This is a genomic window from Nocardioides zeicaulis, from assembly GCF_042432345.1.
GTDB lineage: Bacteria > Actinomycetota > Actinomycetes > Propionibacteriales > Nocardioidaceae > Nocardioides > Nocardioides zeicaulis.
In genome coordinates, this window is the sequence record NZ_JBHLXH010000001.1 from 618,192 (window position 1) to 632,489 (window position 14,298).

15 protein-coding genes are annotated in these 14,298 nt (G+C 72.9%); 1 reads left to right on the forward strand and 14 read right to left on the reverse strand.

The window, feature by feature from the left end:
* Window positions 1-131: 131 nt before the first annotated feature.
* The 11 genes from ACFFJG_RS03070 to ACFFJG_RS03120 form a co-directional block, all read right to left on the reverse strand.
* Window positions 132-440, reverse strand: a complete 309-nt coding sequence (locus ACFFJG_RS03070) for a DUF2469 domain-containing protein (RefSeq protein WP_378517141.1) — start codon at window positions 438-440, stop codon at window positions 132-134.
* Window positions 437-1,168: a ribonuclease HII gene (locus ACFFJG_RS03075; protein WP_378519445.1), complete on the reverse strand. Its 732-nt coding sequence runs from the start codon at window positions 1,166-1,168 to the stop codon at window positions 437-439. The genes ACFFJG_RS03070 and ACFFJG_RS03075 overlap by 4 nt, the downstream gene beginning before the upstream one ends.
* Window positions 1,169-1,197: 29 nt before the next feature.
* Complete coding sequence (lepB, locus tag ACFFJG_RS03080) at window positions 1,198-2,031, reverse strand: signal peptidase I (RefSeq protein WP_378517142.1); 834 nt, start codon at window positions 2,029-2,031, stop codon at window positions 1,198-1,200.
* Between the two features lie 58 nt (window positions 2,032-2,089).
* Window positions 2,090-2,440, reverse strand: coding sequence for a 50S ribosomal protein L19 (gene rplS / locus ACFFJG_RS03085; protein ID WP_378517143.1), 351 nt, complete (start codon window positions 2,438-2,440; stop codon window positions 2,090-2,092).
* A gap of 200 nt (window positions 2,441-2,640) precedes the next feature.
* A complete protein-coding gene (gene trmD / locus ACFFJG_RS03090) occupies window positions 2,641-3,837 on the reverse strand; it encodes a tRNA (guanosine(37)-N1)-methyltransferase TrmD (RefSeq protein WP_378517144.1) in 1,197 nt (398 codons plus the stop codon).
* Window positions 3,834-4,436: a ribosome maturation factor RimM gene (gene rimM / locus ACFFJG_RS03095; protein ID WP_378517145.1), complete on the reverse strand. Its 603-nt coding sequence runs from the start codon at window positions 4,434-4,436 to the stop codon at window positions 3,834-3,836. The genes trmD and rimM overlap by 4 nt, the downstream gene beginning before the upstream one ends.
* Window positions 4,437-4,560: 124 nt before the next feature.
* Window positions 4,561-4,803, reverse strand: a complete 243-nt coding sequence (locus ACFFJG_RS03100; protein WP_121139827.1) for an RNA-binding protein — start codon at window positions 4,801-4,803, stop codon at window positions 4,561-4,563.
* 5 nt (window positions 4,804-4,808) lie between these two features.
* Window positions 4,809-5,327 carry a 30S ribosomal protein S16 gene (gene rpsP, locus ACFFJG_RS03105; RefSeq protein WP_378517146.1) on the reverse strand — a complete coding sequence of 173 codons (519 nt, stop codon included), beginning with the start codon at window positions 5,325-5,327 and terminating at the stop codon, window positions 4,809-4,811.
* Window positions 5,328-5,528: 201 nt separating this feature from the next.
* Window positions 5,529-6,185 carry a GNAT family N-acetyltransferase gene (locus ACFFJG_RS03110; protein WP_378517147.1) on the reverse strand — a complete coding sequence of 219 codons (657 nt, stop codon included), beginning with the start codon at window positions 6,183-6,185 and terminating at the stop codon, window positions 5,529-5,531.
* A 51-nt stretch (window positions 6,186-6,236) separates the two neighbouring features.
* Window positions 6,237-7,325 (reverse strand): amidohydrolase family protein, encoded by a 1,089-nt coding sequence (locus ACFFJG_RS03115; protein ID WP_378517148.1) that lies wholly within the window; start codon window positions 7,323-7,325, stop codon window positions 6,237-6,239.
* A 79-nt stretch (window positions 7,326-7,404) separates the two neighbouring features.
* Window positions 7,405-9,444 (reverse strand): glycoside hydrolase family 3 protein, encoded by a 2,040-nt coding sequence (locus tag ACFFJG_RS03120; protein WP_378517149.1) that lies wholly within the window; start codon window positions 9,442-9,444, stop codon window positions 7,405-7,407.
* Between the two features lie 149 nt (window positions 9,445-9,593).
* Between ACFFJG_RS03120 and ACFFJG_RS03125 the strand changes: the two genes are divergently transcribed.
* The gene (locus ACFFJG_RS03125) at window positions 9,594-10,781 is read left to right on the forward strand and encodes an ROK family transcriptional regulator (protein WP_378517150.1); all 1,188 of its coding nucleotides are present in this window, start codon (window positions 9,594-9,596) and stop codon (window positions 10,779-10,781) included.
* 22 nt (window positions 10,782-10,803) lie between these two features.
* Here ACFFJG_RS03125 and ACFFJG_RS03130 read toward each other — a convergent pair whose 3' ends face one another.
* From ACFFJG_RS03130 to ffh, 3 genes are all read right to left on the reverse strand, one after another.
* A complete protein-coding gene (locus tag ACFFJG_RS03130) occupies window positions 10,804-11,166 on the reverse strand; it encodes a hypothetical protein (RefSeq protein WP_378517151.1) in 363 nt (120 codons plus the stop codon).
* A 13-nt stretch (window positions 11,167-11,179) separates the two neighbouring features.
* Window positions 11,180-12,409 (reverse strand): aminopeptidase, encoded by a 1,230-nt coding sequence (locus tag ACFFJG_RS03135; RefSeq protein WP_378517152.1) that lies wholly within the window; start codon window positions 12,407-12,409, stop codon window positions 11,180-11,182.
* A gap of 281 nt (window positions 12,410-12,690) precedes the next feature.
* On the reverse strand, window positions 12,691-14,262 hold the full coding sequence (gene ffh, locus ACFFJG_RS03140; RefSeq protein WP_378517153.1) for a signal recognition particle protein: 1,572 nt from the start codon (window positions 14,260-14,262) through the stop codon (window positions 12,691-12,693).
* Window positions 14,263-14,298 lie beyond the last annotated feature (36 nt).

Genomic DNA, 14,298 nt, shown 5'->3' on the forward strand with positions numbered 1-14,298 from the left:
CGGCAGGGAGGGGGTGGCACGACGTCCTGTGGACGACGCCGGTCGAGCGGGTCCTGTGGACGTCTGGTGGGCCGGTCCGGGCGAGAGGCGCGCCGGTGGGCGTAAGAGGAGGGCCAACCGGTCCGGGAGGCTCAGTCCTTGGGCGGGTCGATCTCCTGGGGCGCGAGCTCCTCGACGTTGACGTCCTTGAAGGTGAGCACCTTGACGTTCTTGGCGAACCGGGCGGGGCGGTACATGTCCCACACCCACGCGTCGCTCATCGACACCTCGAAGAACACGTCGCCGCTCTCCGAGCGGGCCTTCACGTCGACCTGGTTGCACAGGTAGAAGCGGCGGTCGGTCTCCACGACGTACTTGAAGATCCCGACCACGTCGCGGTACTCGCGATAGAGGGTGAGCTCCATCTCGGTCTCGTACTTCTCGAGCTCCTCAGCGCTCATCGGTCCTCCTGCTCGCCCGCGACACGTCCCGGCCCTGCTGACCGTCCCTCGGCCCCGACACTAGTGGCCGGCCCCAGCGTGGACGGGGCGGGCTCCTCGAGCCCGGCGGCGCGCCGCACGTTGACGAAGCGCATCCGGTGCTGGGGGCACGGTCCGTGCGCGAGCAGCGCCGCGTCGTGCTCGGAGGTGCAGTAGCCCTTGTGCGTCCTGAAGTCGTAGGCCGGCCACTCGTCGTCGAGGGCGACCATCAGCCGGTCGCGGGTCACCTTGGCGATCACCGACGCGGCCGCGATGCAGGCCGCGACGCGGTCGCCCTTCCACACCGCGAGCCCGGGCACGCCGAGGCCGTCGACGGGGAACCCGTCGGTGAGGACGTACGACGGCCGCGTGCCCAGGCGCGCCACGGCCCGACGCAGCGCCTCCAGGTTGGCGACGTGCATGCCGAGGCGGTCGCACTCCTCGGGCTCCACGACCACGACCGACCAGGCCAGCGCCCGGCGCACCACCTGGGCGTAGACGCGCTCGCGCGCGGCCTCGGTCAGCAGCTTGCTGTCGGCGAGTCCCGGCACGATGCCCGCCTTGCCGGGCGGCAGCACCACCGCGCCCGCCACGAGGGGGCCGGCGCACGCGCCGCGACCGGCCTCGTCGACCCCTGCGACCGGGTCGAAGCCGGCCCGGCGCAGGGCGCGCTCGTAGCCGTAGAGCCCGGCGTCGCGGCGGATGGTCACGCCGCCCGGCACGGGCTGGGGCGGGAGGGTCACGACGGGTCCGGGACGTCCTCGAAGGCGTCCGGGCGGGTGTTCCAGCGGAACCGGTCGGCGGGCCAGAGCAGGACGAAGACCTTGCCGACGACCAGGTCGACCGGCACGAACTCGTCGCCCGGGACGCAGTCGGTCACCGTCGGCTTGCACATGTGGAACGAGGAGTCGGCCGAGCGGTTGCGGTTGTCGCCCATCACGAAGACGTGGCCCTCGGGGATCGGGCCGACCTCCCAGTCGTCGGTGCACTGGTCCACCATCGGGCCGTCGCAGGACGCGCCGCCGCGCTTGACGAACGCCTTCTCGTCGAGGGGCTTGCCGTTGACCATCAGCCGGCCCTGGTCGTCGCAGCACTGGATGGTGTCGCCGGCGACCCCGATGACGCGCTTCACGAGGTGGCCGCCGGTCGGGTAGAGCCCGATCTTCGCCATCGCCTTCGCGACCGGGTTGGTCGGGCCGGCGGCGTCGGCGGGGTTGAGCCAGCCGCCCGGGTCCTTGAAGACGACCACGTCGCCGCGCTCGGGACCGCTGTCGCCCCAGTAGGACGGCTTCTCGACCAGGATCCGGTCGTTGAGCACCAGGCCCGGCTCCATCGACTCCGACGGGATGTAGAAGGCCTGCACGAAGAAGCTCTTGATGACGATCGCCAGCACGAGCGCGATGCCCAGGAGCAGGACCGTCTCCTGCCACAGCGGCAGCTGCTTGCGCCTGCTGCGGCCGCGGCGGTCCTCGCCTCCGCTCGACACCTTGTCCTCCTCGTGGGGCTGCTGACGCGACGACCGCGGCTCTTCGTCCATCGAGGTGGACGAGGAGCCGCGGTCGTCTGAAGTCACGCGCAGAGACTAACCAGTCCCTGGTCGGTCCTACGCCTCGCGGCGCGCGGACCAGGGATCACGCCTCGCGGCGCTCCTTGATCTTGGCAGCCTTGCCGCGCAGGTTGCGCAGGTAGTAGAGCTTGGCGCGACGCACGTCACCGCGGGTCACGACCTCGATCTGCTCGAAGATCGGGGAGTTGAGCGGGAAGGTGCGCTCCACGCCGACGCCGAAGGAGACCTTGCGGACGGTGAAGGTGCGGCCGATGCCCGAGCCGTGGACGCGGATCACGACGCCCTGGAAGACCTGGACACGCGAGCGGCTGCCCTCGATGACCTTGACGTGGACCTTGACGGTGTCGCCGGCGCGGAAGGCCGGGACGTCGTCGCGCTTGAAGCTGGCGCCGATGTCGGCAATGACGTTGCTCATCGCTGTGCTCCTCGCGAGTGCCACAGGTCAGCCGCGGTGGTGGTGGGTGGTGGTTCGGTGCGGGTGCTCGTCGTGGCCGGCCGTCGCGCCCCCTGTGGCAGGTGCGGTACGACAGTCCCCGGGGTGGTGCACCGAGCGGTGCGGGTCCGGGCGACCCTGGCCTCGAGCAGACCGAGGACGAAGTCTGCCAGAACGTCCGGTCAGCCGGAAATCGACCGGCGCGGTCCGGTCCGCCGCGGGGCGCGCTTGGTCATCACCACGGCTCCCGCCGGCGCCTCCCGGTCGGGCCGCAGCCGGAAGCCCGCCTTCTTGTACATCCGCTGGTTGGCGCTCGAGCGCGCGCCGGTGAACAGGACGAACGTCTCGACGCCGGCGGGCGCGAGCCGCTCCACCAGCTCCAGGAGCCCGCGCCCGAGGCCGCGGCCCTGGAGGTCGGGGGCGACCATGACCCGCCCGATGTCCCACTCGCCGTGCTCGTCGAGGCGGCCGCGGACCGCGCCCACGAGGCGACCGGAGGAGGGTTCGCGGGCCATCATGACGGTCCACTCCCCCAGCCCACGGCGTACGTCGTCGAGCGACTCGCGCAGCGCGGGGATCTCGACGCCGGGGTTGGCCTCCAGCTCCTGGAGCCAGCAGGCGCGCTGCAGGGTGAACAGCTCGCCGGCGTCGGCGGGCACGGCGGCGCGCACGTCGAGGTCGGCCAGCGCCCCGACCGCTCCCGTCGCGGGAAGCAGGTCGGGGCGCCGCAGCGCCGTGCGGTGCTCGGCCTGCTCGCGCCGCCAGGCGGCGATCCGGGCGTGGTCGCCCGAGAGGAGCACGTCGGGGACCTCGCGGCCGCGCCAGGTGGCCGGCTTGGTGTAGACGGGGTACTCCAGCAGGCCGTCGGTGTGGGACTCCTCCACGAGCGACTCGGCGTTGCCCATGAAGCCGGGCAGCAGCCGGACCACCGCCTCGGTGATCGCCAGGGCGGCCACCTCGCCCCCGTTGAGCACGTAGTCGCCTAGCGACACCTCCCGCACGGTGCCCACCGTCGCGGCGTGGTCGATCACCCGCTGGTCGATGCCCTCGTAGCGCCCGCAGGCGAACACCAGGTGCTCGTGGCCGCTCAGCTCCTCGGCCAGCCGCTGCGTGAACGGCTCGCCGCTCGGCGTCGTGAAGACGATGGTCGCGCCCCCGGCGACCGCGTCGAGCGCCTCGCCCCAGGGCTCGGGCTTCATCACCATCCCGGCGCCGCCGCCGTAGGGGGTGTCGTCGACCGTGCGGTGCCGGTCGGTCGTCCACTGGCGCAGGTCGTGGACCCGGAGGTCGAGCAGGCCCTTGTCACGCGCCTTGCCCGGCAGGCTCAGGTCGAGCGGCGCGAGGTAGTCGGGGAAGATCGTGACGACGTCGATCCTCATGCGGGCGCGTCGCCCCTCGCCCCGGCCTGCTCGTCGGCCCGCTCGTCGGGCTTGTCGTCGGGGAAGGGCGCGACCAGCCCGGGGCGGTCGGCGACGACGACGCGGCCGGCGGCCAGGTCGACCTCCGGCACCAGCGCGGAGACGAACGGCACGAGCGCGTCGCGCCCGTCGGGGGTGCGGACGCCCAGCAGGTCCTGGGCGGAGCCGTGGACGACGGCGCGGACCTCGCCGATGTGGGTTCCGTCGAGGTCCACGACGGCCAGTCCGACCAGCTGGTGGTCGTAGAACTCGTCGGGGTCCTCGGGCGTCTCGTCGGCGGCCAGGGTGGCGTGCAGGACGGTGCCGCGCGCTGCCTCGGCGGCGTTGCGGTCGGCCAGCTCCTCGAACGTCACCAGGAGGGTGCTCTGGTGCCAGCGGGCGCGGGCGACGGTGAGCGACGAGGGGCGACGGTCGGCGCCGGCGGGGGCCTGGGCACGCAGGACCGCGCCGGGGGCGAAGCGCCGCTCGGGCTCGTCGGTGCGGACGTCGAGGGTGACCTCCCCGCGGATGCCGTGGGGCTTGCCGATGCGGCCGACCACGACCTCGATGTCCTCGCTCACGCAGCAGAGATTATCGCCGTCCCGGCGATCCCGGGCCGCCGGGACCCCGCCGCGCAGGGACCGCGGAACGACGACGGGCGCCACCCCGGTCAGGGTGGCGCCCGTCGTGCAGGCTGTGCGTCGCTCAGCGGCGCCGGTCGGTGTCGACGAAGTCGACCCGCGCACCGCCGCGGCCCGCAAGGGCCGAGACGACGGTGCGGAAGGCCGTCGCGGTGCGGCCGTTGCGGCCGATCACCTTGCCGAGGTCGTCGGGGTGGACCCGGACCTCGAGGATCGAGCCACGACGCATCTGCTTGTCGCGGACGATGACGTCGTCGGGGTGGTCGACGATGCCACGCACCAGGTGCTCGAGAGCCTCGGCCAGCACGTCGCTCACGCCTCGCTCTTGCCGGCGTCCTCGGCGGTCACCGTCTCCGACGCCTCGGCGGCGTCAGCGGCACCCTCGGGGGTCTCGTCGGCGGGGACCTCGGCAGGCGCCTCGGCGGCGGGCTCCTCGGTCTTCTTCTCGGCCTTCTTCTTGGTGGTCGTCGCCGCACCCTTGGGCTCGGCGGCGGCCTCCTTGAGGGCCTCGTTGAAGATGTCGAGCTTGGAGCGCTTGGGCTCCTTGACCTTCAGCGTGCCCTCGGCGCCCGGCAGGCCCTTGAACTTCTGCCAGTCACCGGTGACCTTCAGCAGGACCTCGACGGCCTCGGTGGGCTGGGCGCCCACGCCGAGCCAGTACTGCGCCCGGTCGGAGACGACGTCGATGAGCGACGGCTCCTCCTTCGGGTGGTACTTGCCGATCTCCTCGAGGACCCTGCCGTCGCGCTTCTTGCGCGAGTCGACGACGACGATGCGGTACTGCGGCACCCGGATCTTGCCCAGGCGCTTCAAGCGAATCTTGACGGCCACGTTTGTGGTGTCTCCTCAGAAATTGTCGTGGGTGAGGGGCCGGTCCGTAGGTGGGGACACCAGGGCCGGGCAACTCGATGGGCGCTGCCTGCTCGGATGAGAGGGTCCGGGCAGGCAGGACACGAGGGAAGATTCTGCCAGACGACGGCCGTGCGCGACCAATCCGGTGGTCCTCCGCGCTGCGGGCGGCCTCCCGGGTCGTCAGGCGTCGCCGATCCCGATGAAGCCGCGCACCGCGGCGGCCCCCGTCACCTCGAGGGGTACGTCGTCGCGCACGAACGTCCCGGGCGTCAGCAGCAGGCCCTGCGTGCGGGCCAGCTCGCCCTCGCGCCGCCTCACCCGGGTCACGCCCGTCTCGGTGTAGCCGACCTTGCGCGAGACCCCCAGCGAGGCCGGGTTGTCGAGGAACGCCGCCGAGGTGATCTCCTCGAAGCCGAGGTGGTCGAAGAGCAGGGCGCAGAACACGCGCCGCATCGCGGTGCCGATGCCGCGACCCTGGAACTCACGCCCCAGCCACGAGCCGGTCTCACCGGTGCGGGTCACGGGGAAGTTCCTCGCCGCCACCCCCTGCGCGCCCACCACACGGCCGTCGACCAGCACGGCGAGGTCCAGGCAGAAGTCGTCGGGGCTGAAGGTCGCGCGCTTGCCCCAGTGGTACTGCGCGGTGTTGCGCGACAGCTCGCCGGCGGGCGCGGACGACCACGGGACGTAGAACGGCATCTCGTCGGGGTCGTGGATGCCGCGCTCCGCGACGTCGCACAGCTCCAGGAGCAGCTCGTCGGTGAGACCGCGCATCTCGATCGGGCCGGCGACCACGCGAAGCCCGAAGGGCGGGTAGACGTCGGCGGCGGTCCTCATGCCCGGCATCCGCACCGACGCCCGGCGGGCGGCACAAACCGTTTCGGCCGGTCAGGCACGCGGCCCGACCAGCGCGCCGCGGAGCACGATCGCGCGAGGGGTGCGCAGCACCGAGAGGTCCTCGACCGGGTTGCGGTCGTAGACCACGAAGTCGGCGGACGCGCCCTCGGTGAGCCCGTCGACCCCCAGCCACTCCCGCGCTCGCCAGCTCGCGGCGCCGAGGGCGTCGAAGGCCGGCATCCCGATCCGGACCAGGGCCTCGACCTCGCCCGCGATGTTGCCGTGGCGGCTGATCCCGCCGCCGTCGGACCCGGCGTAGATCGGCACGCCGGCCTCGTGGGCGGCCATGACCGTGGCCGGCATCCGTGCGTAGAGGTCGGTCATCGTGGCGGCGTAGTCGGGGAACTTCTCGCGCCCGGCGGCGGCGTGCTCGGGGAACTTGTCGAGCTGCATGACCGTCGGCACCAGGCGCGTGCCGTGCGCGACCATCGCGTCGATGAGGTCCTCGGTCAGGCCGGTGCCGTGCTCGATGCAGTCGATCCCGGCCTCGATCAGGCCGGGCAGCACGCCGTGGCCGAAGCAGTGGGCGGTGACCTTGGCGCCCTCGGCGTGGGCGGCGTCGATGGCCGCCGCGAACGCCTCGGCCGGGAACGACGGGGCGAGGTCGCCCTCGTCGCGGGAGATCCAGTCACCCACGAGCTTGATCCACCCGTCGCCGTTGCGCGCCTCCTGCGCGGCGTAGGTGGCGAGCTCGTCGGGCTCGACCTCGTGGGCGTAGCCCCGGATGTAGCGCCGGGTGGCGGCGATGTGGCGCCCGCAGCGGATCAGCCGGGGCAGGTCGTCGCGGTCCTGCACCCAGCGGGTGTCGGCGGCGGACCCGGCGTCGCGGATCAGCAGCGCTCCCCCGTCGCGGTCGTCGAGGGCCTGCTGCTCGGTCGCGGCGTCGTCGGTGGCGCCGAAGTCGTCGAGCCCGAGGTGGCAGTGGGCGTCGACGAGACCCGGCACGATCCAGCCCTCGGCGACGGTGTCGGCGCCCGGCTGCACCTCCCACGTGACGCGGCCGTCGACGACGTAGAGGTCGCGCGGCTCGCCGTCGGGCAGGACCGGGCCGCGGAAGCGCAGGGCGGGCTCAGGGGACATGGACCGACCCTAGCGAGCGCGACCGTGGCCCGACCCGGGTCACGGGTCGGGCCACGGTGGATCGGTGGGTCTGTGCCGTTCAGCGGCGCGCGCGCAGGCCCCAGCCGTAGGGGAACAGCGGGTCGTAGTCGGCGTCGCCGACGTTGATGGGCTCCTGCGCCACGCTGCGCGGCCAGCTCACCGGGAGCCTGCCGGTGTAGGGCTTGCGGCCGAACAGGACGTCGGTGACGCCCTCGCCCTGGCTGCCGGGAAGCCACGCGGCCTGCAGCGCGTCGATCGAGGAGAGCAGGGACGGGTCGATGACGACGGGTCGCCCGGACAGCAGCACCACGACGCAGGTCTCGACCTTCGCGCACACCGAGCGGACGAGGTCCTGGTCGGAGGTGGAGAGCTCCATGGTCTGGGCCGGGCGCGGGACGTTGTTGTCGGCCGGGTCGTAGGCCCACTGCGGGCCCCCGACGTCGCCGAAGCCCTCGGCGTACGGCGTCTCGCCCACGACCACGACCGCCGAGGCGCCCTGCGGCACCGGCTTCGAGCCGTCCGGGCTCCAGGTCACCCTCGTCGCCTCGCCGCGGACGCCGTCGAGGATCGTGTTGCCGGGGATCTCGTTGGTCGACCCGCCCTGCCACGTCACGGTCCAGCCACCGGCCTGGTCGCCGATGCTGTCGGCCTTGGCGCCGGCGACGTAGACCGGGTGCCGGCGGGCGAGGGGCACCGCCCGGCGCTCGTTCTTGAGCAGCACCTGCGACTCCGCGACCGCCGTGCGGGCGACCCGGCGGTGCTGGGCGCTGCCGATGTCGTCGAGGTGGCGCCGGTCGGTGAAGGGGTGCTCGAAGAGGCCGAGCTCGAACTTCTTGGTGAGGATGCGGGTGACCGCGTCGTCGATCCGCGACACCGGCACCTCGCCGCTGTCGACGAGGTCGGTGAGGGTGGGGATGAACTCGTCCCAGCCAGTCGGGTTGTTGGGCGCCTGGATCGGCTCCATGAACATGTCGACACCGGCCAGCACGGACGCCCGGACCTGGTCGCGGTAGGTGCCCGGCAGCTGGCGGATGGCGCGCCAGTCGGAGATGACGATGCCGTCGAAGCGCAGCTCGCCCTTCAGCACCCCGGTGATGAGCTCGGCGTTGGCGTGCATCTTGGTCGGGTTGCCCAGGCCGTCCTCGGTCCAGTCGACGCTGGAGAACGACGGCATCACCGAGCCGACGTCGTACTTGCGCACGGCCGGCCAGTACGGCGCCAGGGCGAGCTCGTCGAACGTCTCGTGGTCGACCTGGGTGACACCCTGGTCGATCGGGTAGGCACCCGTGCCGGCAGCCGACTCGTCGTAGGTCGTGAGCCCGTCACCGGCGAAGTGCTTGGCGGAGGCGAGCACGTGGGTCGGGTCGTCGAGCTGCCCGGGACGGCCCTGGAGCCCGCGGATGGCGGTGGTCATCGAGGTGACCAGGTCGGGGTCCTCGCCGAACGACTCGTAGGTGCGGCCCCAGCGGTCGTCGCGGGCCACGCACAGGCACGGTGCGAACGCCCACTGGGGGCCGCTGGCCCGCGTCTCCTCCGCCGTGATGGCACCGATCCTCTCCACCAGGCGCGGGTCGCGGGTCGCCCCGAGCCCGATGTTGTGCGGGAAGATCGTCGCGCCGACGAGGTTGCCGTGACCGTGCACGGAGTCCACGCCGTAGAGCAGCGGGATGCCGAGCCGGGTCGCGAGCGCGGCCTGCTGGTAGCGGTCGACCATGTCGGCCCACGCCTCGGCCGTGTTGGGCGTGGGCGTCGAGCCGCCCCCGGACAGCACGCTGCCGAGGCCGTAGGTGGTGATGAGCGAGGTGTCGGCGTCGATGTCGACGCGCTCGGCCTGCGCCATCTGCCCGATCTTCTCCGCGAGCGTCATCCGGCCCAGCAGGTCGGCGACCCGCCGGGCGACCGGGAGGCGCGGGTTGCGGTAGGCCGCTGCGGCCGGCGCCTGCGCGGTCGAGGCGGCGCCGTCGTCGGTGGCGCCCGACGGCGCCGTGACGGCGAGCGACGAGGCGCCCAGCACAGCGGCGGCGAGGAGGCCGGTGACGGGACGCAGACGCCGTCGTGGCCTGCGTGAGGGCGTGGCGGACGGGTGGTCTGATGGCATGGCGTGCTCCCTGGGACCCGAGATCGAGAGCGGGCGCCTGACGTGACGCCCGTCACACGCGAACGTAGGAAGCGGCTATCGTGCGCGTCAATGCCGAGAAAGCCGCCCGGCACCGATCTTTCGTCCGCTTCCCGTCGGAAAGGCCCGACGTGCCCGTCCCCACTCCCCCGCGTGGCCGCGGCGGGTCCCTCGAGGACCTGCGGCGGGCGAACCGCCGGCGGGTGCTGGGCCAGCTCGCGGCGGCCGGTCCGCAGAGCCGCGCCGAGCTCGCCCGGGCGAGCGGGCTGTCGACGACGACCGTCTCGGGCCTGGTGCGCGAGCTGCTCGACGCCGGCCAGGTCCGCGAGACCGGGCGCAGCCGCCCGCACAAGGGCGGCTCGGGACGCCCGCCGGTGCTCGTCGAGCTGGCCACGGCGCCCGGGGGCGTCGTGGGGGTCGACGTCGGCCACGGGCACGTCCGGGTGGCGGCAGCAGGGCCGACGGGCGAGATCCTCGCCGAGGAGACCCGGCACCTCGACGTCGACGTCGCCGGGCCCCCGGTCCTCGACCTGGCTGCCGGACTGGTGCGCTCGACGCTGGCCTCGGCCGGGCTCGACACGGAGACGGTGCACGCCGTCGGGATGTGCGTGCCGGCTCCGGTCGACCGCGCGAGCGGGACGGTCAGCATCGCGATCCTGCCCGGCTGGCGCGGCGTCGACCCGGGCGCGGAGCTCGAGCGGCGCCTCGACGCGCCCGTCATCGTCGACAACGACGCCAACCTCGGGGCGCTGGCCGAGGTGCGCCACGGCGCCGCCCGCGGCCACCACGACGTGGTCTACGTCAAGCTCGCCAGCGGTGTCGGGTCGGGCCTGGTCCTCGGCGGGAGGGTGCACCGCGGAGCCACCGGGACGGCCGGGGAGCTCGGCCACGTGCAGGTCGGCGACGACGGCGACGTGTGCCGGTGCGGCAACCGGGGCTGCCTGGAGACCCGGGTCTCGGCCCGCGCCCTGCTGCGCGCCGTGCAGCCGGCCCACGACGACGAGCTGACCCTCGAGCGGCTGCTCGAGCTCGATGCGGCCGGCGACGCGGGCGTGAGGCGGGTGCTGGGCGACGCGGGTGCGACGGTCGGTCGCGCGCTCGCCGACCTGACCCACCACCTCGACCCGGCCGTCCTCGTCCTCGGCGGCACGGTGGGGCGCTCGAGCACGGTGGTCGACGGTGTACGCCGTGCGGTCGACCGCTACGCCCAGCCCGCCGCCGCCCGGGCGCTGCGCGTGGTCCCCGGCGAGCTCGGCGAGCGGGCGGAGGTCGTCGGTGCCGTCACGATGGCCGTGGCCGTCGCGACCTCGGGCGACTGAGGACCGGCCTCAGCCCATCCGGTCAGACCCGGTCGAGCAGCCACGACGGGCTGACGACCTGTGCGGGCGAGACGTTGGCCCCGAGCATCCGGTCGGCCGTCACCACCGTCACCACGTGCCCGGCGCCGAGGGCGCGGTCCACCTGCGCGCGGATCTCGGAGTCACCGTCGCGACCGGCGTGCACGGTGCGCACGTGCGCGTCGCGCCCGGCCCGTACACCGCCCTTGGCCTGCCCCTCCAGCACCAGCACGATCTCGTCGTAGGACGTGTCGCCCACGAGCAGCCGCTCGTGCAGGCGGCGCGCGGCACCCGCGCGGTCCTTCCACCAGCCGTCGGGCACGGACCCCACCACGTTGGCGGCGTCGACGACCAGGACCGTGCTCACCCGGTCCAGTGTGTCAGTCGCTCAGCACGAACTCGTTGCCGCGGGTGACCGCCACCGACGAGCCGTCGGCGTGGATGCCGTCGATCTGGACCTCCGGGCTGCCGATGACGATGTCGACGTGGGTGTTGGCCTGGTTGAGGCCCTCGTCGATGCGCTGCTCCTGGCTCAGCTGGACCGTGTCGTCCATCGCGGCGGTGTAGCCCATCCCCCACGCGATGTGGGAGCCGACGTTCTCGTCGAAGAGCATGTCCTTGTAGACCAGCCCCGTCGCCGCCACGGCCGAGTCCGCGTCGACGATCGCGACCTCGCCGAAGTGGCGCGAGCGCGGGATCAGGTCGAACTGCGCCTGCACCGCCTCCTCGCCCCGCTCGGCGGTGGCACCGGTGACGGTGCCGTCACGGACCTCGAGCTCGAGGCCCTCGACCAGGGCCCCCATCGAGGCGAGGAAGAACGGTGCGGACGTGCGTACGGTCCCCTCCGCGCGACGCCAGTCCGGGGAGACGAAGACCTCCTCGGTCGGCATGTTGGGGACGAACTCGACGCCTGCCTCGTTCTGCACCGCGCCCCCGATCCACCGCGAGCGTGAGGTGAGGCCGAGGGTGAGGTCGGTGCCGGGGCCGCGGTAGCGGATCTTGTCGAAGCCGTGGGCGTTGAGGACGGCCGCGCGCGCCCCGAGCCTGGCGACGTGCGCCTGCCAGGCCGCGATCGGGTCGGCCTCGTGCAGACGCATGCTGGTGGCGACCGCGTCCCACAGGGCGGCGACGTCGCTGACCCCGACGCTGTCGGCCCATCCCTTGGTCGGCGCGCCGACCACCGTCCAGGCGACCTGGTTGGTCGTCGTCAGCGGCATGACCTCCTGGATCAGCTCGACCGGGACCGCCTTCGCGAGCCGCGCCGGGTCGAGCCCGTCCATCAGCGTCGGGTGCGGGTTGCCGGTGAGCGAGATCATCGCCGGGCGGGTCTGCTTCCAGCCGCGCACCTGGACGAACTCGTGCTCCTGCGCCTTGCCGAGCATCTCCTCGGGCCCGTGCTCCACCGCCGCGCGCTTGGCGAACGGATCGCGGTACTCGAGGGTGACCCGCGACGCCCCGACGCGGTAGGCCTCGGCGGTGATCGCCCGGGCGGCGTCGGCCTGCTCGGGGAGCGCGCTGACCACCACCTCCTGGCCGGGCTGGACGTTGGCGCCCACCCGCACGACGAGTCGGGCGTACTTCTCCAGCAGGTGGTCGAACGGCTCGGTCATGCGTGTCCCCCTCGGTGGTCCGGCGTACGCCGTCCACCCAACCACCCGCGGTCCGGGTTGGACAGGGTGCCGCCGACCGGGTGCGTGCATCGCGCGCGCGACACGCCCGGGCTGCACCTTGAGTCTCCCAGCGACTCAGGGTCGAGGGCCGCGCGACGGCGGGCGGGGCTGGACGGCGGCCCGGCCGGGGGCTGGTGGAGATCGCGGAAGATCCGAGTCGTCACGTGGCCCGGATCTTCCGCGATGTCGCAGAAGCGGCGGGCAGCGTCAGCCCGCCGGCCTCACTTCAGGAACTGGGTGAAGTCCTTGGGGAGGTTGAGCTGCTCGGCGGCCTTCTCGTAGTCGACCTCGCCGCCGGCGGGGTTGCCGAACGGGTTGCCGGCCTTCTGCGCGGCAGCGGCCTTCTGGGCAGCGGCCTGCTGCGCGGCCTTGGCGGGGTTGCCCGAGCCGCGCTTGCTCTTGCCCTTCTTCGCCTGCTGCTTGGCACCGGCGCGCTTGCCGCCGCCGAGCCCCGGCATCCCGGGCATCCCCGGCATGCCGGGCATCCCGCCGCCGCGGGCCATCTGCTCCATCATCTTGCGCGCCTCGAAGAAGCGGTCGACGAGCTGGTTGACGTCGGAGACCTGGCGGCCCGAGCCCTTGGCGATGCGGGCGCGCCGGGAGCCGTCGATGATCTTGGGGTTCTCCCGCTCGGCGGGGGTCATCGACTGGATGATCGCCTGGATCCGGTCGATCTCGCGCTCGTCGAAGTTCTCGAGCTGGTCGCGGAACTGGCCCATCCCGGGCAGCATGCCCATGATCTTGGTCATCGAGCCGAGCTTGCGGATCTGCTGCATCTGCTGGAGGAAGTCCTCCAGGGTAAAGCCGCCCTTGGTGCCGAGCTTCTCCGCGGCCTTGAGGGCCTGGTCGGAGTCGAACGCCTTCTCCGCCTGCTCGATCAGGGTGAGCATGTCGCCCATGTCGAGGATGCGCGAGGCCATCCGGTCGGGGTGGAAGAGGTCGAAGTCGGTCATCTTCTCGCCGCTGGAGGCGAACATGACCGGCTTGCCGGTGATCGAGCGGATCGACAGGGCCGCACCACCGCGGGCGTCGCCGTCGAGCTTGGTGAGCACCACGCCGTCGTAGCCGACGCCGTCGAGGAAGGCCTGGGCGGTGACGACCGCGTCCTGGCCGATCATCGCGTCGACGACGAAGAGCACCTCGTCGGGCTGGACGGCGTCGCGGATGTCCTTGGCCTGCTGCATGAGCTCGGCGTCGACACCGAGGCGACCCGCGGTGTCGATGATGACGACGTCGTGGAGCTTGCGCTTGGCCTCCTCGATCGAGGCGCGGGCGACGTCGACCGGGTTGCCGGTGCCGTTGCCCGGCTCGGGGGCGAAGACCGGCACGCCGACGCGCTCGCCGTTGACCTGGAGCTGCTGCACCGCGTTGGGGCGCTGCAGGTCGGCCGCGACCAGCATCGGGGTCTTGTCCTGGTCCTTGAGCCAGAGCGCGAGCTTGGCGGCCAGGGTCGTCTTGCCGGCACCCTGGAGGCCGGCGAGCATGATGACCGTCGGACCGCTCTTGGCGTAGCGCAGCCGGCGGGTCTCCCCGCCGAGGATCGTCACGAGCTCCTCGTGGACGATCTTGATGATCTGCTGCGCGGGGTTCAGCGCGCCGCTGACCTCCTCGCCGCGGGCGCGTTCCTTGACCGCGCCGACGAACTCCTTGACGACGGGCAGGGCGACGTCGGCCTCGAGCAGCGCGATGCGGATCTCGCGCGCGGTGGCGTCGATGTCGGCCTCGGAGAGCCGGCCCTTCCCCCGCAGGTTCTTGAAGGTGTCGGCGAGCCGGTCGGAGAGTGTGGCGAACACGGTGTGGTCAGTCCTCGCATCGTCGGGTGGTACGGC

Excerpts from the sequence above, each read along its gene's own strand:
- ACFFJG_RS03070 (WP_378517141.1), bottom strand. The coding sequence starts at position 440 with ATGAGCGCTGAGGAGCTCGAGAAGTACGAGACCGAGATGGAGCTCACC.
- rplS (WP_378517143.1), bottom strand. The coding sequence starts at position 2,440 with ATGAGCAACGTCATTGCCGACATCGGCGCCAGCTTCAAGCGCGACGAC.
- trmD (WP_378517144.1), bottom strand. The coding sequence starts at position 3,837 with ATGAGGATCGACGTCGTCACGATCTTCCCCGACTACCTCGCGCCGCTC.
- ACFFJG_RS03110 (WP_378517147.1), bottom strand. The coding sequence starts at position 6,185 with ATGAGGACCGCCGCCGACGTCTACCCGCCCTTCGGGCTTCGCGTGGTC.
- ACFFJG_RS03115 (WP_378517148.1), bottom strand. The coding sequence starts at position 7,325 with ATGTCCCCTGAGCCCGCCCTGCGCTTCCGCGGCCCGGTCCTGCCCGAC.
- ACFFJG_RS03120 (WP_378517149.1), bottom strand. The coding sequence starts at position 9,444 with ATGCCATCAGACCACCCGTCCGCCACGCCCTCACGCAGGCCACGACGG.
- ACFFJG_RS03135 (WP_378517152.1), bottom strand. The coding sequence starts at position 12,409 with ATGACCGAGCCGTTCGACCACCTGCTGGAGAAGTACGCCCGACTCGTC.